An 18,895-nucleotide genomic window follows, 5' to 3' on the forward strand; every position below is an offset into this window, starting at 1 on the left:
CGCCTGTGCGCTCACGCTCGTTCGCTTCCAATCGGTGAGAGAGGGGTCACTCCAGCCGGGGCGGGGCGGGTAATCGGCCGGTGGTGTCCATCTGGTCCCCCTTCGTGGTGCCGGATTGAGACTATGCCACATCTTGATGTGGCCTACCATTGAAGTGGCCTACCTCTAAGGTGGCCTAATCAGAGGTGCAACCATGGGAAGGTGGACGACCCGATGAGCGGCATCGACGACGCGCGCGAGTTCCTGGTGATGGCCCAGGCCGAGGCGGACCGCATCCTCGCGCTGGCTCGGCAGCAACTCGGGGTGGCGATCGCGGAGGCCCGCGAGAAGGGCGTCCCGCAGAAGGAGATCGCGGAGCATCTCGGGCTGACTCGCGAGCAGGTCCGCCGGCTCACGGTGGCCGTGCGAGACATCAACCCGAAGGCGTTGAGCGATGAGGTGCGGGAGTTGCGTAACGCGATGGTGCACGGGTCGAGCCGCGATTCGGTCGCGCGGAACGCTGCGCCACCCGCGTCCTGACGCACTCTTCGCGCAGGTAGGCGGCATCGCGGTTATTTCCCCAAGGTAATCTTGGATACCGCGACCAGGCCCGATGCATTTCCAGAGACGCTGAGGTGCGCCTTGAGCGCGCTCCCAGGGCCTGGAAATGCCCTTGTTTGCTGACTTTGGGGAAATAACCATCGTCAAGTCGTCCACCGTATGTTGCCGATATTTAGTGGACACTGGCTCTGACCTGCAGATAGGCGTTCCCGCCGAGCTCTTGACGGTGTCCCTGGAGACGCGTCGGCGCAGGTGAGCTGCTTGTGTCTGCTTAATATCGGCAACCGTCAAACCGCAGCCCTCATCCGAGGACACCCACGTCGTGGACGTGTTCCCCCTTAGGATCTCGGACACGTTGTGATCTGCGGAAACGTAAGACAGCGCGGCCGAAATGGCGGGCACAGGAAGGCTGGTATACCTCTTGACCTGGGTGTTCAGGTACCTAAGGGGGTAAGGGGACATCAGGCAAGCCCCCCGCCAACATCGAAGAGCGGTGTTATGCCTGCCGCGCGACGTCGCGCTTCCCGTGTGCGGGCGGCAGTCTCCCGGTGGTGATCGCGGTCGTAGTGCAAATGACACCCGTTGCACATCGGCCGCAGGTTCTCCGGCCGACAGTCCTCAGGCGTGTGGTTGAGGTGCGCGGTGGTGAGCACCACCGTGGAGCCGGTGCCGTACGCCGGCTGGCCGTGGACGTTCGGACAGCGCCCCTCGTGCGTGCCGCGTCCGCACTCGCCGGTGCAGGCACACCGCCATCCCGCTGCTTCCTTGGCGGCGCGGGAGATCTCGGGCCAGTCGGCCGGGTAGCGGTGCTTGTTCTCGGGTCGGATCGGCATCAGGCGGCCTCCTCCGCCTCTGTCGCGTCCGCGGGGGCGGCGGGGCATGGGTTGCCGGCGGGGATGCAGTAGTGGCGGGCTGGGGCGCAGTACTGGCCGGAGGCTTCCGGCCGCCCGGCGAGCGCGGCCGGGGTGTGGGTCTTGCAGCGGAGGCCGCCCGGGTAGAGGTGGACGTCGTCCGTGCTGCTGCAGTAGCGCGTCCGGGCGCCGTTCCAATGCCGGCAGGCCCGGCCGCCGTCAGCGGCCGGGCTGGTCTCGGTGCGCTCGTCAGCCACCGGCACCCTCGTCGGCGAGAAGCGCGACGGTGTGCGCGTTCGGCGTGTGTCCGAGCGCGGCGTGGGCGAGCTGGTTGAGGTCGCGCTGGATGGTGCGGCGGGCGATCTCCCGCAGGGCATGCTCGAGCTCGGCGATGCGGGACTCGCGCGCGGTGAGCTCGACAGCCACCTCCACGCGGGCGGCGGCCGCGATGTGGTCGCGGTGCTGCTCGATGGCGCGGCCGATGCGGTCGTCGAGGTGGTCCTCGTCGACCTGGACGCGGGCGGGCGTGGTCATCGGCGTGCCCGCCCTTCGGCGATGGCGAGGCGCTCCTCGAGGGCGTTGGCGCGCTCCCGCTCGCGCAGTGCCTCCTCCCGGTAGTTGATCGGAGGCGGAGGCGTCTGGATGGCGCGGTCGATGTACACCGTCGCGCCCGCCAGCTCGGTGCCCCTGTCGTGCTGGGCCAGAACCTCGTAGGCGGTGGCCAGGTGCTGGCGCAGCTGCTCGTTCTCGGTGTGGGCCTGGCCGAGCTCCTTGGTACGGGCGGCCAGGCGCTCGGTGAGTTCGGCCGCTTCCGCGCGGGCCTTCTTGAGCTCGTGGTGGAGGGCGGGCATGGGGCGGGTGAGCGAGAGGAGGAGCTGGCGGATCAGGGCGGGCATCTACTCGTCCTCCTCGGTGTCGAAGGCGGCGGCGAGGTGCTCGACGAGGCGGGTCCAGGCGGCGGCCAAGCGGCGGATCACCGGGCCACCCCCAGCGCGCTGAGCACCTCGTCGAGCTCGCCGATGACGCGGGCATAGATGTCGTGCTCGATGGAGGCGAGACGGGCGGTGGGGCCATCGGCGGTCTCGCGGTGGGCCTCTCGCTCGGCACGCCGCCCGGCCCACTGGGCCCGGAGAGCCAGGAGCGTGTCGCGCAGCTCGTCACGGCCCTGCGCCTTGAGGTCCTCGACGTGCTTACGCTGGGCGGCCTTCACGACCTCGGCCAGGTGGGCCGCGCCCTGCTCGTCGAGGTCGCCCTGGACGCGGGCCGACCCGACGCCGGGCACGTCGACGACCGTGCACCGCGTGGCCTCCAGACCGTCATGCTCGGCCTCGTGCCGCCACAGGGCGTCCCAGAGGGTCCCGAACTCGTACGGCGGGAGGTCGTCGGTGAGGATGTCTTCGCCGCAGTCGGTTCGCGGACAGGTCAGAGCGCTGTCGCTGACGAGGTACGTCATGGCCAGGTCCCACTCGGCCTGCTCCTGGCCCGTGCTCTTGTCGCGCTCGACCATGGACTGCTTGGCGTACATGGCGCCGTCGAGGAGCTCCTCGTACAGGTCCCGGAGCGCGTCGCGCCCGTTGAACGGCTGCAGCGCGGTCCCGTACCGCTGGATACCGACCTCGCGGCGGTGCTCGATGTCGGCGATCACCTGCGTCTGGATGTCGGGCTCGTTGTTCACGATCGGGAGCGGCTGGTCCCCCGGCCGCTGCTTGAGGCCGGCCATCAAAAGGCCTCGATCATGTCGGCGAGCTCACGAGCCTGGGCCGCGTACCGCGCGTCCATCGGGTGCGCGTCCTTCCGGTCCGGAATGGTCAGGGAGTCGGCGAACTGGCGGACGCCGGCCGCGCGTAGCCGCGCGTCCTGCTGGTCGTGTGCACGGGTGCCAGGGAGCGGGACGCTGAGCTCGGCGAGCACCGCGAGGGCCGCGTCGGTCGCGACGGAGGCCGCCTGGTCGACGTCGATCTGCGGCGCCTCCTGGGCCTGCGCGCGGAGGTACCGGCCCATCCGCTCGTGGATCAACTGCTCCGGCGACAGATCGACGCCGGCACGGCGGAGGAACTCGGGGCGGATCCGGACGGCCGGTACCCCGGCCGGCTTCTCGGGCGGTGAGCCCTTCTTCGTGTGCCGGACGAGGACGAGGACCCAGTTGTTCCATCCGGCGAGCAGGTGCCAGACCGAGCGGCGCTCCATCTCGGGCTGCGCGAGTTCCTTCGCGAGGGTCACGAGGTCACGTATCGGTTGGCCCTTCATTCGGCCACCTCTCCGGCGCGGATCTTGGCGACCACGACGTCGAGGTCGAACGGCCGGGCGAGGACGTCACGGGCGCGGGATCCTTCAACCGGGCCGACGACGAGGAACCCTTCGAGGAGCTCCATGAGCTGGGCCGCCTTGGCGAACCCGACCTTGAGCTTGCGCTGGAGCATGGAGGGCGACGCGAACTGCGTGGAAATGACGAGCTCAGCGGCCTGCACCAGCAGCTCGCGGTCCGCGCCCGGATCCGGCGCCTCCTGCTCCCCCAACGGAGCGGCCGGCGGCGGCGCCATGAACGACGACGGATCCTCCCCCTCCACGCCGGCGAGGTCCTTCCGCCACAGGCTGCCCTCGAGCAGGTCGGTGTGATCGCCGCCGGGCATTCCCGCCTGGGCCCACAGCCCGGCGACGCGGTCGCCAATGATCACGAGCATCGGCGCCGACGACTGGCCCGTCTCGGCCGGCGGCCCGGCGAAGAGCGCGGCGTACTCGCCCTTGCCGGTGGACTTGGCCCACTTGCCCATGGCCCACCCGGCCATCCCGACTGCCGGCGTGACGGGGGTGAGGGGTCGGTTCATGGCGGCGGCCAGGATGTGGCGCCAGGTGTCGAGGGGTGTGGGGATGTCGTATGCGCGGTCGTGGAGGACGAGGCGCTTGCCGTCCGGGCCGTCAATCCGGATGCCGAGCCCGAGCAGGGACGACCCGCTGTCGCTGGGCATGGGCATCTGGTCGACGATGATCCGCAGCTCGGGGTCCTCGTTCTTCGTGAAGCGGAACAGACGGAGGATGCCTGCGGCGTCGACCCGGTCGATCGTGAGGGTGAAGTCGTCGACCTGGTCGCCGAGCATGTGCCGGCTGGCGGCGAGGGTGTAGCGGTCGGTGGCGATGGCGTGGAGGACTCCGTCGCGCGCTTCGATGCGGACGACGCCGAGCTCGGGGAGCTGCTTGTCGGTCCCGGCGTGCGGGAGGACGGGGGCGACGAGCTCGTGAAGCTCGGAGGTCAGCATGTCGATGCGGGTCACGGGGCTTCCTCAGGCGGTGTGGGGACGTATCGGTGGTGGATGGTGTTGAGCAGGCCGTGAGCCCGCGCTGTCCCGCTGCTGGCCCACGTGATGGGGCGCAGGGCGCGGTCGACGGCCTGCCACATGGGGCCGTCCAGGGCGCGGGTCCAGGCCTGCCAGAGGTCGTCGTTAACGGCGGCCGCGGGGCGGTCGCCGCGGTCGAGCAGCCGCATGGTCAGCGGGCCGCGCTCGTACAGCCACGCGCTCGGGCGGATGGGAATGCGGGGGGCGGCGTCGAGGAGGGGCAGCATCCGCTCGGCCGCGAACTGGCCGTTGAACCCGGAGACGTCGACCGGCTCGCCGAGCCCCTTCCCGGTCATGGCGTAGGTGCCGTCGGCGGGAAACGCGAGGTCCTCCACCAGGGCGTGCGGTAGGAGGATGCAGCCGACCGGCCAGCACGTGTAGCGGTTGGCTCGGGACTCGGGGTGGGTGGCGATCGTCACGACCGGGTGGTCGTGGGCCTGCGCGGCCTTCGCCATCCGGTGCAGGGCGGCCACCGTGAGACGGGTCATCGGGCGGTCACCCCCGCCCGCACCTCGGCCTCGTACCTCCAGCTCGTCGACTCCTTCACGCCGACCCGGGTCGCCGCCTCCTGGCGGGGGGTGCCGTGGGAGCGGAGGAAGGCGTAGTCCTCGATCCGGTCGCTGCGGCGGCCGAGGGGGTGCTCGACGCGGGGCGCGGGCGGCCCGCCGGCGGGCTTGCCCGCGCGGAGCCAGCGGCGGTAGCAGGCGCCGATCAGGCCGTTGTTGCAGTGCTTGCCGCGGCGGGCGCAGCCGCACCGGCACACGATGGTGGGGCGGCGCCTCATGCGACCACCGTCAGGCGTGGCCGGCGGCGGCTGCCCTCGCAGGGGTCCACGCTCGCCGGCAGCCCTTCACGGACGCTGTGCGGGGCCAGGGTGCCGTGGCTCGCCCACATGCGGACGTGGCGCCCGCACTCGTGGCACTCGACGAGCCCCTCGTCCGCCTTCTTCTCGGCGGCCTCCTCCAGGGCGACCTCGGTGCGCATCCGCCGACGCTCCGGCGGGGTCGTCGCCGCCCAGATGCCGTCGGTGGCCATCTCGGGGTTGGTCAGCACGTCATCCAGGCACTTCTCACGGATCGGGCAGCGGCGGCAAACGGCCTTCGCCTCCTCGATCTGCTTGTGAAAGGCGCGGCTGTACCCGAGCGGGAAGAACAGCTCCGGGGCCTCGCGGCGGCAGGCGGGCTCTCGGCTCATGCCGTCGCCTCGCCCTGGGCCTCGGCCGCGACCACGACCCGCTCGTCCCCCCGGATCACGGTCTCCCAGCACTGGCCGCAGGCGACCTTGCCGATCCGCCGCCTGGTGGTGTGCTCCCGGGCGTTGCACATCCGCTCGGCGCGCCGGGCGAGCGGGTGGGTGTTGGTGAGGTAGTCCGGCTCCCACGACCAGGCCCGCTCCTCGCCGCCCTGCTTGCGGCGCTGCTTCTTACGGAAGGCCCGGACGGCGGCGACCGCCTCGACCGCGGTGATCTCGCCCGTGCGGACCTTCTGGCGGCCGGCTTCGTCGAGCTCGAGCAGAGCGAGGAGGTAAGAGACTGTGGAGTCGGGAATGCCGGTGCGTGAAGAGATGAGGGCGTTGGTGTAGCCGCGGCCCTTGAGCTTGCCGAGGGCCTCGGCCTTCTCCATCGGGTTGAGGTCCCTGCGCTGGACGTTCTCGACGAGCATGACCTCGATCGCGGTGGCGTCGTCGACCTCGGGGCGGATGACCACCGGGACGGTGTCCAGTCCGGCATCGAGGGCGGCGGCGTGACGGCGGTGCCCAGCGAGCAGCTCGTACGCTCCCGCCACCTTCGGGTGCGGGCGGACGGTGAGGGGCTGGAGCAGACCGTGCGCGCGGATGGAGGCTGTGAGCTCGCTGACGTCGCCGACCTGTTCGCGGATGTTGCCGGGGTTGCCGTGGATCTTGTCGATGGGGAGGTCGGTGGTGATCAGCCCATCGACGGCGGCGCTCCCCTTGACGGGGGTAGGCGGCTGGGACTGGCCGGGAGACTCGGCGGGCGCCGGGGCCGGCTTGCTTTTCGCGGGAGCGGGTTCGCGGAACTGGACCGTGCGTGGGCTGTCGTCGCCGAGGAGTTGGCGCGCCCGTTCGACGTCCGCGGGGTCCACGCCGTCGGGGATCTGCGGCTTGTAGCCGGGCCGGCCGGGGTTGTAGACGCGGCCGTTCTTGTCGACGAGCCAGCCGCGCTGGCCGTTGATCAGGGCGCGGACGCGGCCGATGGGCCACCCGGTTCGTTCGGCGGTGGCCTGCATGGTGTGGCCGGCGGTTAGGAGGGCCAGGGCCTTGGCCATCTCGGGGTGCATGGTCGGGGTCGTCATGAGGCGTCCTGTGCGGGCTGGGTGAGGTGGCGGCGGTAGCGCTGGATGGTGCGCAGGGACACGCCGAGCCGGATCGCGGCTTCCTCGCCGTCGACGCCTTGGGCGAGGAGCGCGGCGTACCGGTTGCGGCGGGCGTTGAATGCGGCCATCCAGCCGGCGTGTGCGCGGGCAGCGTGCTCGGTGGGGGTCATCGCGCGTCTGCCCCCTTCTACTCCTGCTGGGCCCGGTAGGCGGCCGCGTAGCGCTGGATCTGGCGTTCGCCCAGGCCCATCTCCCGCCGGATGCGGGCGGGGGTCGCGTTCTCGGCGACGAGCTGGCCGTAGAGGGCGAGGAGCTCCTTGGTGTGCGACCACTTCGGGACCCACACGGCCCTGGCCGTCCGGTCGCGTCCGGTGGTGTTCGCCGTCATCCGGCCACCTCCGGCCAGGTCACCTTGGCCAGCGCCGTGCGGTGCTTGGCCGGCACGGCGGCAAGGGGGGCGCCGAGGTGATCCCGGCCCAAGGCCATGAGGACGGCGGCGTCGGCGATGTTGTCGTTGCCGCCGGACTTCCAGGTCGGCCAGTACGTGGCGACGGCCTCGATGATCGCGCCCTTGGACGCCTGGCCCTTGCCGGTCGCGTAGAGCATGCGGACTGACGGGGGCACCTCGGCGACCGGGATGCCCTGCTTGAGGAGGTGGTGGACGAGAAACCACCACAGGCCGGCCCGCTCGGACGCGCCGCCATATGCACGGGCGGCCGCGTTGGCCTCGATCACGACGAGGTCGGGCTGCTTGATATGGAGGGCGATGTCGCGGGAGAGGCTGGCTAGGGAGTCGGCCCGGTCTGCCACGGGGAGAGTGGTGACGCCTTCCGTGCCGACGGTGATGTGCCAGCCGCGGGAGCTGGCTATGCCCGTTGCTGTGAGCGAAAGGTCGATTCCAATGACGTGAGGTGCGTCCGCCCCGCTCCCCAGGGAGGTGGGAGCGGGGTCGGACGCGGCCGCGGGCGCCGTACCGGGACGCACCGCGGACAGGCTCGGAGCCCCACCCCCGATGGCGGGGGCTCCGAGAGTCGTCGACATGTCGGCGGTCACCGGCGGCCTCGCTTACCGGCCGATCGGGCGAGCAGTCCTTCAGCCGCCTCCACGAGGCTGGCGCCGGCGTGCCGCCGCAGCACCCAGACCGTGGTCAGGGAGGCCATCGCGCCGCCGAGCGCGGAACCGCAGACGATGACGGCGAGGATCGCAGCAAGCGCCACCCAGTCGATCACTGAGCACCGCCCTTGCCGGTCGCAGCGCGCAGAGCCTCGTCGCGTCGAGCGAGCTGGTTGGCGAGCGCGTCACGCTGACCGACCAGGTTGTCGACGGTGCGTGCGGCGCAGATGGCCATGGCGAAGGCGCCGATGATGCCGCCGGCGACGAGCGCGCCGGCGATGAGGAGGATCTGGGTCAGCATGCGGTCTTCCCCGTGATGTTCTGGTGGATCAGGTGCAGCGCCTCGTCCGGCTGGGCCGCGTCGGCGTGGTCGCGGATGATCGCGATGGCGCGGTCGACGTGTTCGTCGAGCGAGGCGACGGGCAGGCCGTGGGCTTCGGCCCAGGCGGCGAGGTCGGCCAGTTCCTGCTCTGCTTCCTCATGTCCCTGCTGGGCGGCGCGGAGGCGGCCGGTGTAGTTGCCCCCTTGGAGGACCCAGTAGGCGGCGTCGAGGGCGTGCTCCACCGTGTACTCGCCGTCGGTTTCGAGGGCGAGGACGAGGCGGCTGAGCGCGTCGAGGGCGCTGTCGCGGTCGCGTTGGGCGGCTTCGAGGCGGGCGTTGAGCGCCGCGGCGGCGGCCTGGGTGCTGGCGCGTTCCTGCTCGGCGCGCGTCTTCTGGGCTTGCCAGGTGAGGATGCTGCCGGTGGTGAGTCCGGCGGTGTAGAAGAGCAGCTCACCCCACATCGGCAGCACCTCCTGCGTGGGCGGTGTCGTCGGCCAGGGCGCCGGCGAGCGCGGCGGCGTCCGGCGCGCAGGCGGGGCAGGGCCCGAACTCCGAGCACGAGCAGCGACCGGTCATGCGCTCGCCCTCGGCGCGGAGCGCGGCCCGGATCCGGACCTGCTCCGGCGTCGGCTCGTCCACCACGGCCGGGACGTACAGGGCCTCGCGCAGCGTCTGCTCGGCCTCGTGGGGGTTGTCGCTCTCCAGCTGCTCGAACGCCCGGGCAATGACCCGGTGCAGCCGCTGGGATTCGGCTTCCGCTCGCTCGGCGCCCTGACGCAGCTGCTCCGTCTCCACGATCGAGTCCGCGGCGAAGTTACTGAAGTGCTGCTCGGTCATGGCGTTCTGGCCCTGCAGGTCGGCCAGCTCAGCGCGGAGCCGCTCGACCTCGGCCAGGAGGTCCGTCACGTCCCCGTACGAATGCAAGGCGAAGGTGAGGTTTTTCTCCTCGCCGACCTCGTGAAACGCGTGCATGACCTCCACGTCGTGGAGGAAGCCCTCGCCGTGATCCCAGTTCTCGAGGAGCGGGGCCAACAGCCCGGGAAGGGTCTTGGCGGCAGCGTGGCGCTCGCGGATCTCGGCAAGCTGCTCGTGCGTCAGGGGCTCGGCCACGGTCGTCACCGCCCTCGTGGGCGTCGGAACGCTCACCGGGGACCTCCCGACTGCGTCATGGAGGCGATCAGCGCGGAGCCGGGCCGCCCCTGCGACTGGTCGCCTTCACCCGCGCAGTCCTCGCTCAGGCGCTGGGCCACGAGCATGGGGAGCTCCACGCCGTGCTGGGCCAGGGCCTTGGCCAACCGCTGGACGGTCGGGATCTCCCCCGGCGCGGTGCCGACCCAGAACACCTCGACCTCGTCGTCGTCCAGGTCGCCCGACGCGGGCGGGTCGAACGCCATCGCGAAGAACGTGTTCAGCGGGGCGTCCCAACCGACGGTGGTCTCGCGGCCGGCTGGGGATCCGAGGGCGTTCGGGATGATGCGACGGCTCATGCGTGGCGCTCCGAGGCGTGCGAGGGCGTGTACGGGCGGAGGGTGACGACGCGCATGACCGCGCGCGCCGACGACATCAGGCAGTGGCCGCGATAGGCCACCGGCCGCCACACACGACCCGCCAGCGCAATCACCTGGCGACGCCGGGCCGGCCGCAACGCCACGTACTGGACGGCCAACGCGGCCATCCAGAACGCCGTCTGGACGAGGAAGGCCGTCATGACCGCCCCCGCTCCGCCGCCGCGGTCTGCTCCTCCGTGGCCGCGTTGAACCGCTCGTGCGCCACGTCCGGCGCGTGCGACAACTCCCCGTTCGCCGGGGGGACCGGCGCGCCCAGCAGCGCCAAGATGTCCGCCGCCGCCTTCGCCGCCTTCTGACCCCGCAGCACCTGCTGCCGCGCCGCCTCCTGCTCCCTGGTCCGCATCTCGATCCACGCGCGGCGCTCGTTGATCTGCCGCTCCAGGCTGTCGATCTCCTGGTTCCAGCCGTCGATGTCGGTCTGGCACGTGTCCACCACGCCGGAGTGCTGCGCGACGTGCGCGACGGCGTAGTCGTAGGTCTGCCGGTTGGGGGCGATGACGGTCTGCGCCGTGTCGTCGTCCGGCAGGTGCACAGCTGGCGCCGGAGCGACGAGCTGATCGGTAGGCTTGTTTCCACGCATGTTGATCTCCTTCGGGAGGTCGGGAACTGCCCCCGCCGCGCACACGGCGGGGGCTTCCTGCTGATAGGGGAAAGTCACGCCAGGGCCTCCTGGCGGACCGGCTCGAACGGCACGCACGGCCACTCGCCGCGCACGTCGCCATACGGCTTGCGCTGCCGCTTCAGGTAGCTGATGAAGCTCGCCGCCTGCTCCGCCTTCGCACGCACCTGCAGCCCGTGCAGCGCCGGAAGGTCGAGGCTGGCCAGGCCGGCCAGGCGGCGGGCCACGTCGTCCTTGAATCCCTGCTCGCGCAGCCAGTCGACGCCCTTCTGCGCGTACTGGCCGATCCGGAACACCACCCGGGCGGCGGCCAGCGCGTCCTGGTGGGAGTCGTGGGCTCCGTCGAGCCGGACGCCGTAGTGCTCGCACACCGCGGTGAGCTTCCGCGAGCCCTTCCGGAACGGGTCGGCGTACTTGTGGAGCACGTAGCCGTCGATCACCACGCCGCACGCCGCGACGAGCCGGTCGCCGAACGGCTCCAGCCCGTACCGCCTGGTTTCACGGTCCAGCAGGGTGACGTCGTACTGCAGGTTGAAGCCGACGATCGGGAGCCCCTCGTACACCGCGGCCATGAGCGCATCGGCCACCTGGGCGACGACCTCGGCGGCCGGGGCGCCGTGCCGCCGGGCGTGCTCGGTGCTGATCCCGTGGACCTCGGTGGCAGCCTCCGGGATCTCGATCCCCGGGTCGGCGAGCGCCGACCGCACCGCCGGCGGCTGGCTGCCAGAGGTGTCCACGCGGGCGATGCAAGCGGTGACGACGCGGTCGTCGTCGACGGAGACGCCAGTGGTCTCCAGGTCGAATCCGGCCCAGTGGCCGGTCAGCCATGTCATGGCGATCGGCTCCTAGAAGGGGGGCTGGTCGAGGCCGGGAGCGGCGGCGGGCTGGTTAAAGTCGCCCGCGCGCAGCCTCTGGAGGAAGACGTCGAGCTCGGCCTCCGAGGCGGAGTCCGGGGCGACGCCGCCCATCTCCTGGGCGAAGCGGGCCTGGAGTTCGCTGGTGGTCCCTGGCCAAGCCGCCACGATCTTCATCCACAGCTCGTCGGCGGCCGGTGGCTCCGTCGGCGGCGCAGCCGGCGCGGCCGGCGCGGCCGGGGAATCCGGCGCCGGAGGCGGCGCCTCCTCTGCGGCCTTCAGCCGCTTCCCGATCGCCTTCATCTCCTGGGTCTGCGCCTCGGTCGGCGAGATCCCCGCCTGCCCGGCCTCGTCCCAGATGACCTTGAACTCCGCGAACGTCGCCGCCGCCCGAGCCCGAGCGAGGAAGTCCTCCGCCGTCGGCCCAGCCGGGGCAGGCTTCGGCGCCTCGATCGCCGCCTGGCCCTCCTCCCCACCAATGGCCGCCGCCGCTGCACCCCGGCCAACGGCCACGGTCTGCACCGATCCGGACAGCACCTGGCCAGCGGTCCCGCCCCGCAGCTCGACCGCGACCACGGGGAAGTGCTTGGTCTGGCCGTTCGCGACCCGGGTGCGCTGCTCGATGCGCAGCCGCACCGGGATGAGCGCGGCCTCCCCGATCGAACCCTTGAGCACGTCCACGGCGGCGGCCATCTCGTTCGCCGAGTAGTACGAGTGCGTCTCGACCCGCCACGCGCCGATGTCCGGCATCTCCGGGAGGATCACGTTCAACCGGGTCGTGACCTTGCACGCCGCATCCCGCGGTGCGGTCTCCCAGAAGTTGTCGCCGAACTGCTGGCGGCACAGGCACGGCTGGTCTGAGACGCCCTCGGTCATGCCGTCGCAGCGGCGCTGCACGCCGCCCTTGGACCACGACTCGTAGGCCTGCGACAGCGGGTCACCGGGCGGGAGGATCGCGTCGAGGTTCGCGGTCTCGGTGATCACGCGCCACTGCTGGGCGCCGTTGCCGAGCGGCTGCCACTTCTCGACGGTGCCGCCCCAGACCTCAGCGGCGGCCTGCACGTAGTGTTCGGCGTGGCTAGTGATGATCCAGGTCTGGGAGCGGACGGGCCGCGCCTTGGAGCCGGAGGTGTCGGTGTAGCCGGTGCGCAGGCGGCCGAGCTCGCGTGCCTGCCGCTGGAGGGTGAGGATTCGTCCGGACATAGGTCAGGCCACCTCCTGGGCCTGGTGGTACTGGCGGCCGTGGGCAGAGTCCGCGACCTCGGTGGAGTAGCCGCAACCGCGGCGGCAGTTGCCGGCCGCGTCGAGGTCGCACATGTGCGTGGCGCGCGGCGGCCGCAGGGCCTGGCCGACGACGTTCTTGGCCAGGCCGGTCTCGAACTCCGCGACGTCGCGGATCTTCAGGAACGCGTCGAACACGTCATCGCCACACCGCATCGGGTACAGCCGGTAACCCTCGGGCCGTAGGTGGAGCACCACGCCGACCTCGTACGGCAGGGGCAGCTCGACCCGGGTGCCGTCGCGCAGCCACCCGTGCGTGCACCGCCGGTACGCCGACATCTGGACGCCGGCGGTCGGGTAGACGCCGCGGACGTTGCCGTCGTATGTGCGCTCGTCGAGCTCGCCGCCGGTCTTGGTGTCGCCGGGGATGATGGCGTCGGCCGGGGCCTTGAGCGCCTGGGCGAGCGGGCGGGATCGGAGCAGGTAGTCGAGCGTGCCCGCGTACCGCTCGGTGTAGTTCGCGACGACCATCTCCGACGCCTCGAACTGGATCTCCCACTCGGTGACGAAGCGGCGGAAGTTCGCGACGTACGGCGTCATCTCGGGGTTGTTCGCGATGTCGTCCGGGATGGGGGTGCCGAGGATCTCGGCTTCGATGAGCTGGTGGACGGCGGTGCCGATGTCGGCGCGCTCGTCCTTCTTGCGGGTGTGGGCCCGCTTGAGCCAGTCGAGCGCCTCCTTGGCGGTCTCCGGTCGGCGGCTGGCGCGGATGAGCTGGGGCAGGTGCTCCATCGCGGTCTCGGCGACGAGCTTCCCGGCCCAGTGGATGAGGGCTTCCTTCGGCGCGCCCTGGTTGAGGATCGTGGTGACCGAGCGGAGGAGGTCGCCGGTGGTGGGGTCCTTGTAGAAGCCTGCGGTGGAGCGGCGTGGGATGCGGGCGGTGCCGACCGGCACGCCGCTGCCGGGGCAGGGCAGGGCGGAGCCGGTCGGCTTGTGCTTGCGGACGGTGCCGTCGGCGTTGATCCGCTGCTCCGCCTGGCAGGTGGGGCAGGGTGCGCGCTCGGGGAGGGTCTGCGTCACGCCTGTCCCCCGTCGTAGTCGGCGCGCTCGCGGTCGTACTCGGCGTCGGCGTACGTGTCGGCGTCGGCCACCAGCGGGCCGCGCGTCGGGGCGGGCAGGTTCTGCTTGGCCCGGAGGATCCGCACGGTGTCGAGGGCGGCGAGCACCTGGGGTTCGGCGGTAGCGAGCAGCTGCGTGAGCACGCTGGTGGTCTCGTCGAAAGTGAGGCTGTCGAGGAGTCGGAGCGCGGCCGCCGTGGCGGTGGTCTCCAGCACGGGGGCGGTCACTGGCCGCCGTCCTTGGAGCGGTTCTCCCACGCGGCGCGGCGGGCCTGGTGGGTGTCGTGCCGCCGGGGCCGGGTGCCGCCGTGGCTGGTGCACAGGTCGCCCGGCTGGGCTCCGCAGGTCGGGCAGGTCACGGTGATCTGCGGCAGCGACCTGGCCGGATCGGCCTCTGCGCGGGCCGGGGCCTCGGCGGGGAGGACGAGGTGGTGGCGGTCCACGAGCACGTCCACCGCCGGGGCGTGAGCGCCGAGGTCCTGGTAGCGGACGGAGGCCTCCTCGTAGTGCTCCCCCACCGGGGACTGCACCCGCAGGACGCGGACGAGCTCGCCGTCGGCCCAGTCGACGCAGCGGACGATCTGGCCCTCGGTCAGGGTCTCGGCGGTCACGAAGTGCGCCGAGCAGATCTCGCCCTTCATCTCCGGGTCCGGCACCCAAGAGCATCCGCCCGGGCAGCCGGCGTCCTCGGTGCAGCCGCAGATCCTGCACGTGGGCTCGTCGTTGTGCTTCGTCGGGTAGGTGACCGGGAACTCCTCGGTGACCACGGAGCGCACGATGTCGGCATAGGCCGCAATCGAAGTTGCACCGCGGGTGTCCTGGATGATCGCCGTAAGGGCTCCGCGGAGCCCTGCCACCCGGTCCTTGACCAGCTGGTCGCGCGCCTCGCGGTGCTCGACGGTGGCCAGAGGAGGGGTGAGGATGCTCCTGATCGCACTCAGGAGCTGACGCACATCGGCGCCGATCACGTCAGCCACGGGACACCTGCCCATCGGCCAGAGCGTCGCGGCCGAACTGGTAGGCCATCAGCTGCGCGTGCCCGTCCGGGTCGACGTCCACATCGATCGTCCACGCGTACTCGACCGACCCGTCGCGCATCCCGACCGGCCCCCAGTACGCGCCCGGGTACGGCGACTTCGCCGGCGCCGGGTCGTCCTCGCCGTACTCGGCGGCCTGCCACCGCCGGCGGCTCTCCGCCATCAGGCGATCCGCCTCGGCGGACGCGTCCTGGACCCGGCCGTCGAAGTAGTCGTTCCGGGCGAGGTCGATCGCCTGCTCGGGCTCCAGCCCGTGTCGGTGGGCGAGCAGCGCGGCGAGCAGCGCAGTGCGCAGGTGGGCGCCGCCGCTGTCGTTGGAGAACCTGGTCGCGTACTCGGCCAGCGTGGTGAGCGCCGGGGCGGTGTTCTGGGGGATGATGGTCATGTCCTGCGTCCTGTCTCTGGGCGGATGCGGGGTCTGGCGGGTCCGGCCGGTTCCAGCGGCTGGGCCCGCTGCTTTTCAGCGGGGCGAGAGGAGTCCGGCGAGGCGGGCCTTCCGGTGCTCGCGCATCTCGGCGCGCTGCTCGGAGGCCGTACGGCGGGCCTGCTCGGCGGCCGGCGACTGGTGGCGCCTCTTCTTGTTCACCCGGCGGTGCTGTCGGTCCGTCAGGCGGGTGCGGCCGGTCTGGGCCTGGTAGTTGCTGACGCGGGCGTAGTCGTTCAGCACAGGGGGGCTCCCTTCAGGAGTTGGTGGGGGTGTCGAACTCGTCCTGGACAGCTCGCTCAATGCAGCCGAGGGTCCAGGCGCCGCAGAGCTTGATCCGGTAGGCGACGAGCTTGTCCGCGATGTAGGTCTCAGCCAGGGCGTTCATCGGGGGCACCTCTGGGCGTAGTTCGGGGGGCGGGAAGTTCCCGCGATAGGGCGGGAAGCCGACGGCGAGGTCATGAGCTGGCCTGCGCGCTGGCGTAGTGCTCGCGGCCGGCGGCGTACTGCTCGGCCATCCACGCGCGCACGTCGGCCTCGTAGGCGACGAGGCAGCGGCCTTGCTTGAAGAGCACGGGTCCGCGGCGCTGGTGCCGGTAGTAGCGGAGGGTGCCCTGCGGGATGCGGGTCATCTCCGCGATCTCCTTCATGTTGAGCACGCGGCCCTTGGGGTTGGTGTCGGCCGTGCTCATGACGGGTCCCGCTGGAGCTCTGTGACGGCGCAGCCGAACAGGTCGGCGAGTTGCCGGAGGCGAGGAGGCGTGGCGTTGCGCGTGCCCTTTTCGATCTCGCTGATGAGGCTTTCGACGACGCCGATGCGGCGTGCGGTCTCGCGTTTGGTGAATCCGGCCTGCTTGCGCGCGGCGGTCACCTTGTCGGGATCGTGGTCGGTGTCGGCCGCGACCCATCGGCTCTGCCGAATCTCTGTCGCGTTCATGTGTGAGAAGTTAGCGCGAAGTTTCGCGAAGTACAAGGGAGATGCGGCAAGTCCCTCAAGAAGCTGGTGAGAAGCTACGAGAAGTTGTGACTGGTGGTGTCAGAGGAGCTCAGCCGACGGCTTGACTTCGCAAAACTTCGCGGTCATCTTTGGGGCATGGCGCACAGTCATGCCCCGCCCTCCGAGGGCGAGGCACTTGAGGCTGCCCGGGCAAAGCTCGGGATTTCACAGAACGAAGCCGCACGCCGAGCGGGCATGAGCGGCACACGCTGGCGTCAGATCGTCAACGGGGTCCAGTCCACCGCCGGCATCACCGTGCCCGTCAAGGCCAGCGCGGAGACGCTCGCGAGGATGGCCAAGGCCGTCAACCTTCCCGCCTCCGACTTGTCAGCCGTCGGCCGCACCGACGCGGCCGCGCTCTTGGAAGGCTCGCCGACGGAAGAGGCGCGGCGTCTGCGCGCGGAGATCGAGCGGCGCGTCGCGAACATGCCGCCCGAGGACCGCGAGCGGATGGAGCGTCTGATCCGCCAGGAGGAAGAGGCTGCGGAGCGGACGAAAGTGGAACGCCTGGAGACGATGTTGCAATTGATTCGAATAACGACGCAGGAATCCGAATAAAAGCGGACATGTTTGGACACATATGACCACTGTTCGTAGCAGGTTCCCTACAGCCCGAATTAAGTCTTGAGAGTTCGATAACGGCGGTAAACCCGCACACCTGTTCCCGGCGTCAGACACCTACCGGTTGCTCGCCCCTTCCGGTGGAACGATCCGAAACCCGGGATTGGAGCACTCTCTGATGCCAATGCCCCTCTCACTCACCTGCGGGCTCGCGCGCATCAGCGCCATCGCAGCCTCCGCCGCAACCCTCGTCGTCGTCTCCGCGGTCGTCGCCCGAAGCGCCGGCCACGCCAAAGGACGCGCCCAGGGATTCGCCGAGGGACGCAGGCACGGATACAAAGAAGCGTCCGAGAAGTACGAGGTGCAGAACACGATCTTCTATCAGCGCGGAGTGGTCAACGGACTCACGTCCCGAGTCCGCGATCTGATGAACACCCTCGAGGAAGTCACCGCCGGACGGTCTGCCTAACTTCTCGGGCCGGTGCGTGCTCGCCCGCGCGCCGGCCCCGCTCCCCACCCCCAGTCAAGGAGCACCATGTCGTCGACATTCAAACGCTGCGGGTGTCGCAACCCCGACACCGGCAAGAAGTACGGTGAGGGCAAATGCCCGAAGCTCGCCCAGCGTGATCACGGGTCCTGGTGGGCCCGCTACTCCGCCCCCGTCGGCCCGGACGGCAAACGCCGGCAGCCGCGGATCGGCCCCTTCCGCAACAAGAGCGAGGCCGAGAAGGGCCTGCGGGCCGCGCTCGCCAAGCTCGATGCCGGCATCATTCCGGCTGACCGGTCTATCACCGTGGCCGCCTACCTCAAGCAGTGGATTACCGGGAAGCGCAGCCTGGCCGAATCCACGCGGTCCAGCTACCAGGAGGCGATCGACCTCTACTTCGTCCCGGGCCTTGGCCATCTGAAGCTGACCGACCTGCGCGAGACGCACCTCGACCAGCTGTACGAGGCGATGGGCCAGATCAACAAGCTGCCCGAAGGGGAGAAGCCTTCGGAATTGCTGCGCCGGCTCCTGGCCGCGCGGGCCCGGGCCCCGAAGAAGAAGCTGGCCGAGGGTGAGACGCCCGGCCTGAAACGCCAGCAGCCGCTGAAGGCGTCCCGCATCCACCGGGTCCACAGGGTCATGTCCAGCGCGCTGGGCACAGCCGTGAAGCAGCGGCTGATCGAGCACAATCCCGCCGAGCACGTCGAGCTGCCCGCCGCGCGGAAGGTTCGTCCGCTGGTGTGGACGCCGGAGCGGGTCGCGCGCTGGGAGGAGACCGGGAAGGTGCCCAGCCCCGTCATGGTGTGGACACCGGACCAGTGCGGCGTCTTCCTCGACACAGCAGAAGCTCGCGGTGAACGGCTGGAGGCGCTGTTCCACCTCGTCGCCACCCGGGGCTTGCGCCGCGCGGAGGCGTGCCGAGCGATGTGGGCCAACGTCGACCTCGACGCTGGCACGCTGTCGGTGATCGAAGGCGAGGACGACGACGAGCGGCTGAAGTCGGAGACGTCCTGGCGGACGGTGGCCCTCGGCGAGGCGAACGTCGCGCTGCTGCGGGCTTGGCGGGCGAAGCAGATGCGCGAGCGCCTGGCGGCCGGCGAGACGTGGATCGATTCGGGCCGGATCTTCACGCGGGAGAACGGCGCCGCGCTCGACCGAGAGGAGTACGTCTCGGACCGGTTCGCCGCGATCGTCAAGGCGGCCGATCTCCCGCCGATCCGGTTCCACGATCTCCGGCACTGCGCGGCCACGCTGATGCTTGCGGCTGGCGTCGACATGAAGGTTGTGAGCGCCGAGCTCGGGCACGCGCGCTACTCGTTCACGGCGGACGTGTACACCTCGGTCGTGCCTCAGGTGGCGGCCGCGGCCGCCGAGGCGACGACGGCGATTATCCCCAGGCGGTCGCGGAGAGCGTGATCGTGTACCGGTGTGCCCACCATGTGCCCACCAGGCCCCGCTAGAGATCAAAAAGGCCCCCATCCGAGATTCCCGGATGAGGGCCTTTTGGCTGTTCAGCTG

General features: G+C 70.8%; 35 protein-coding genes. 4 read left to right on the forward strand and 31 right to left on the reverse strand.

Translation table 11 applies throughout. From position 1 onward, the window contains the following. Positions 1-213: 213 nt before the first annotated feature. Positions 214-519 carry a sigma factor-like helix-turn-helix DNA-binding protein gene (locus tag Mco01_RS36715; RefSeq protein WP_204061425.1) on the forward strand — a complete coding sequence of 102 codons (306 nt, stop codon included), beginning with the start codon at positions 214-216 and terminating at the stop codon, positions 517-519. Positions 520-1,001: 482 nt separating this feature from the next. Here Mco01_RS36715 and Mco01_RS36720 read toward each other — a convergent pair whose 3' ends face one another. The 31 genes from Mco01_RS36720 to Mco01_RS36865 form a co-directional block, all read right to left on the reverse strand. Continuing rightward, positions 1,002-1,373, reverse strand: coding sequence for a hypothetical protein (locus Mco01_RS36720; RefSeq protein WP_204061426.1), 372 nt, complete (start codon positions 1,371-1,373; stop codon positions 1,002-1,004). Further along, complete coding sequence (locus Mco01_RS36725) at positions 1,373-1,648, reverse strand: hypothetical protein (protein WP_204061427.1); 276 nt, start codon at positions 1,646-1,648, stop codon at positions 1,373-1,375. The genes Mco01_RS36720 and Mco01_RS36725 overlap by 1 nt, the downstream gene beginning before the upstream one ends. Then, positions 1,641-1,925: a hypothetical protein gene (locus Mco01_RS36730; RefSeq protein WP_204061428.1), complete on the reverse strand. Its 285-nt coding sequence runs from the start codon at positions 1,923-1,925 to the stop codon at positions 1,641-1,643. Before Mco01_RS36730 ends, Mco01_RS36725 begins: the two co-directional genes overlap by 8 nt. Then, on the reverse strand, positions 1,922-2,287 hold the full coding sequence (locus tag Mco01_RS36735; protein ID WP_204061429.1) for a hypothetical protein: 366 nt from the start codon (positions 2,285-2,287) through the stop codon (positions 1,922-1,924). The genes Mco01_RS36730 and Mco01_RS36735 overlap by 4 nt, the downstream gene beginning before the upstream one ends. A 77-nt stretch (positions 2,288-2,364) precedes the next feature. Continuing rightward, entirely contained in the window at positions 2,365-3,111 is a 747-nt protein-coding gene (locus Mco01_RS36740) for a hypothetical protein (RefSeq protein ID WP_204061430.1), read from the reverse strand. After that, positions 3,111-3,611, reverse strand: a complete 501-nt coding sequence (locus Mco01_RS36745; protein WP_204061431.1) for a hypothetical protein — start codon at positions 3,609-3,611, stop codon at positions 3,111-3,113. The genes Mco01_RS36740 and Mco01_RS36745 overlap by 1 nt, the downstream gene beginning before the upstream one ends. Positions 3,612-3,634: 23 nt before the next feature. Beyond that, positions 3,635-4,660, reverse strand: a complete 1,026-nt coding sequence (locus Mco01_RS40100; protein WP_307825759.1) for a DNA translocase FtsK — start codon at positions 4,658-4,660, stop codon at positions 3,635-3,637. Further along, positions 4,657-5,211 carry a hypothetical protein gene (locus Mco01_RS36755; protein WP_204061432.1) on the reverse strand — a complete coding sequence of 185 codons (555 nt, stop codon included), beginning with the start codon at positions 5,209-5,211 and terminating at the stop codon, positions 4,657-4,659. Before Mco01_RS36755 ends, Mco01_RS40100 begins: the two co-directional genes overlap by 4 nt. Continuing rightward, entirely contained in the window at positions 5,208-5,507 is a 300-nt protein-coding gene (locus tag Mco01_RS36760) for a hypothetical protein (RefSeq protein WP_204061433.1), read from the reverse strand. The genes Mco01_RS36755 and Mco01_RS36760 overlap by 4 nt, the downstream gene beginning before the upstream one ends. Next, entirely contained in the window at positions 5,504-5,917 is a 414-nt protein-coding gene (locus tag Mco01_RS40400) for a WhiB family transcriptional regulator (protein WP_204061434.1), read from the reverse strand. Before Mco01_RS40400 ends, Mco01_RS36760 begins: the two co-directional genes overlap by 4 nt. Further along, positions 5,914-7,035 carry a ParB/RepB/Spo0J family partition protein gene (locus tag Mco01_RS36770; protein WP_204061435.1) on the reverse strand — a complete coding sequence of 374 codons (1,122 nt, stop codon included), beginning with the start codon at positions 7,033-7,035 and terminating at the stop codon, positions 5,914-5,916. The genes Mco01_RS40400 and Mco01_RS36770 overlap by 4 nt, the downstream gene beginning before the upstream one ends. After that, the gene (locus Mco01_RS36775) at positions 7,032-7,226 is read right to left on the reverse strand and encodes a helix-turn-helix domain-containing protein (RefSeq protein ID WP_204061436.1); all 195 of its coding nucleotides are present in this window, start codon (positions 7,224-7,226) and stop codon (positions 7,032-7,034) included. The genes Mco01_RS36770 and Mco01_RS36775 overlap by 4 nt, the downstream gene beginning before the upstream one ends. A gap of 17 nt (positions 7,227-7,243) precedes the next feature. Beyond that, complete coding sequence (locus Mco01_RS36780) at positions 7,244-7,444, reverse strand: hypothetical protein (RefSeq protein ID WP_204061437.1); 201 nt, start codon at positions 7,442-7,444, stop codon at positions 7,244-7,246. Then, positions 7,441-7,866: a hypothetical protein gene (locus Mco01_RS36785; RefSeq protein ID WP_204061438.1), complete on the reverse strand. Its 426-nt coding sequence runs from the start codon at positions 7,864-7,866 to the stop codon at positions 7,441-7,443. The genes Mco01_RS36780 and Mco01_RS36785 overlap by 4 nt, the downstream gene beginning before the upstream one ends. A 239-nt stretch (positions 7,867-8,105) precedes the next feature. Next, on the reverse strand, positions 8,106-8,285 hold the full coding sequence (locus Mco01_RS36790; protein ID WP_204061439.1) for a hypothetical protein: 180 nt from the start codon (positions 8,283-8,285) through the stop codon (positions 8,106-8,108). Continuing rightward, positions 8,282-8,470, reverse strand: coding sequence for a hypothetical protein (locus tag Mco01_RS36795; protein ID WP_204061440.1), 189 nt, complete (start codon positions 8,468-8,470; stop codon positions 8,282-8,284). The genes Mco01_RS36790 and Mco01_RS36795 overlap by 4 nt, the downstream gene beginning before the upstream one ends. Then, a complete protein-coding gene (locus Mco01_RS36800) occupies positions 8,464-8,952 on the reverse strand; it encodes a hypothetical protein (RefSeq protein ID WP_204061441.1) in 489 nt (162 codons plus the stop codon). The genes Mco01_RS36795 and Mco01_RS36800 overlap by 7 nt, the downstream gene beginning before the upstream one ends. Further along, positions 8,942-9,637: a hypothetical protein gene (locus Mco01_RS36805; RefSeq protein WP_204061442.1), complete on the reverse strand. Its 696-nt coding sequence runs from the start codon at positions 9,635-9,637 to the stop codon at positions 8,942-8,944. The genes Mco01_RS36800 and Mco01_RS36805 overlap by 11 nt, the downstream gene beginning before the upstream one ends. Continuing rightward, positions 9,634-9,978 (reverse strand): hypothetical protein, encoded by a 345-nt coding sequence (locus tag Mco01_RS36810; protein WP_204061443.1) that lies wholly within the window; start codon positions 9,976-9,978, stop codon positions 9,634-9,636. Before Mco01_RS36810 ends, Mco01_RS36805 begins: the two co-directional genes overlap by 4 nt. Then, positions 9,975-10,199 (reverse strand): hypothetical protein, encoded by a 225-nt coding sequence (locus Mco01_RS36815; protein ID WP_204061444.1) that lies wholly within the window; start codon positions 10,197-10,199, stop codon positions 9,975-9,977. The genes Mco01_RS36810 and Mco01_RS36815 overlap by 4 nt, the downstream gene beginning before the upstream one ends. Further along, complete coding sequence (locus Mco01_RS36820) at positions 10,196-10,639, reverse strand: hypothetical protein (protein WP_204061445.1); 444 nt, start codon at positions 10,637-10,639, stop codon at positions 10,196-10,198. The genes Mco01_RS36815 and Mco01_RS36820 overlap by 4 nt, the downstream gene beginning before the upstream one ends. Before the next feature lie 74 nt (positions 10,640-10,713). Further along, entirely contained in the window at positions 10,714-11,511 is a 798-nt protein-coding gene (locus Mco01_RS36825; protein WP_204061446.1) for an exonuclease domain-containing protein, read from the reverse strand. Positions 11,512-11,523: 12 nt separating this feature from the next. Continuing rightward, entirely contained in the window at positions 11,524-12,735 is a 1,212-nt protein-coding gene (locus Mco01_RS36830) for a recombination directionality factor (protein ID WP_204061447.1), read from the reverse strand. Positions 12,736-12,738: 3 nt separating this feature from the next. Next, positions 12,739-13,833, reverse strand: a complete 1,095-nt coding sequence (locus Mco01_RS36835; RefSeq protein ID WP_204061448.1) for a hypothetical protein — start codon at positions 13,831-13,833, stop codon at positions 12,739-12,741. Continuing rightward, entirely contained in the window at positions 13,830-14,099 is a 270-nt protein-coding gene (locus Mco01_RS36840) for a hypothetical protein (protein ID WP_204061449.1), read from the reverse strand. The genes Mco01_RS36835 and Mco01_RS36840 overlap by 4 nt, the downstream gene beginning before the upstream one ends. Beyond that, positions 14,096-14,848: a zinc finger domain-containing protein gene (locus Mco01_RS36845; protein WP_204061450.1), complete on the reverse strand. Its 753-nt coding sequence runs from the start codon at positions 14,846-14,848 to the stop codon at positions 14,096-14,098. The genes Mco01_RS36840 and Mco01_RS36845 overlap by 4 nt, the downstream gene beginning before the upstream one ends. After that, entirely contained in the window at positions 14,841-15,293 is a 453-nt protein-coding gene (locus tag Mco01_RS36850; protein ID WP_204061451.1) for a hypothetical protein, read from the reverse strand. Before Mco01_RS36850 ends, Mco01_RS36845 begins: the two co-directional genes overlap by 8 nt. A gap of 75 nt (positions 15,294-15,368) precedes the next feature. Next, the gene (locus tag Mco01_RS36855) at positions 15,369-15,575 is read right to left on the reverse strand and encodes a hypothetical protein (protein WP_204061452.1); all 207 of its coding nucleotides are present in this window, start codon (positions 15,573-15,575) and stop codon (positions 15,369-15,371) included. Positions 15,576-15,588: 13 nt separating this feature from the next. Next, on the reverse strand, positions 15,589-15,720 hold the full coding sequence (locus Mco01_RS39995; RefSeq protein ID WP_275410683.1) for a hypothetical protein: 132 nt from the start codon (positions 15,718-15,720) through the stop codon (positions 15,589-15,591). Positions 15,721-15,790: 70 nt separating this feature from the next. After that, positions 15,791-16,024, reverse strand: coding sequence for a helix-turn-helix transcriptional regulator (locus Mco01_RS36860; RefSeq protein WP_204061453.1), 234 nt, complete (start codon positions 16,022-16,024; stop codon positions 15,791-15,793). Continuing rightward, complete coding sequence (locus tag Mco01_RS36865; RefSeq protein WP_204061454.1) at positions 16,021-16,269, reverse strand: helix-turn-helix domain-containing protein; 249 nt, start codon at positions 16,267-16,269, stop codon at positions 16,021-16,023. The genes Mco01_RS36860 and Mco01_RS36865 overlap by 4 nt, the downstream gene beginning before the upstream one ends. A 156-nt stretch (positions 16,270-16,425) precedes the next feature. Here Mco01_RS36865 and Mco01_RS36870 point away from each other — a divergent pair, with 156 nt between their 5' ends. From Mco01_RS36870 to Mco01_RS36880, 3 genes are all read left to right on the forward strand, one after another. Further along, positions 16,426-16,887 (forward strand): helix-turn-helix domain-containing protein, encoded by a 462-nt coding sequence (locus tag Mco01_RS36870; protein WP_204061455.1) that lies wholly within the window; start codon positions 16,426-16,428, stop codon positions 16,885-16,887. A 181-nt stretch (positions 16,888-17,068) separates the two neighbouring features. Further along, positions 17,069-17,359 carry a hypothetical protein gene (locus tag Mco01_RS36875; protein WP_204061456.1) on the forward strand — a complete coding sequence of 97 codons (291 nt, stop codon included), beginning with the start codon at positions 17,069-17,071 and terminating at the stop codon, positions 17,357-17,359. A 12-nt stretch (positions 17,360-17,371) separates the two neighbouring features. Then, positions 17,372-18,793, forward strand: coding sequence for a site-specific integrase (locus Mco01_RS36880; RefSeq protein WP_204061457.1), 1,422 nt, complete (start codon positions 17,372-17,374; stop codon positions 18,791-18,793). Positions 18,794-18,895: the final 102 nt, after the last annotated feature.

Origin of the sequence: Microbispora corallina (assembly GCF_016863035.1) — a bacterium.
GTDB lineage: Bacteria > Actinomycetota > Actinomycetes > Streptosporangiales > Streptosporangiaceae > Microbispora > Microbispora corallina.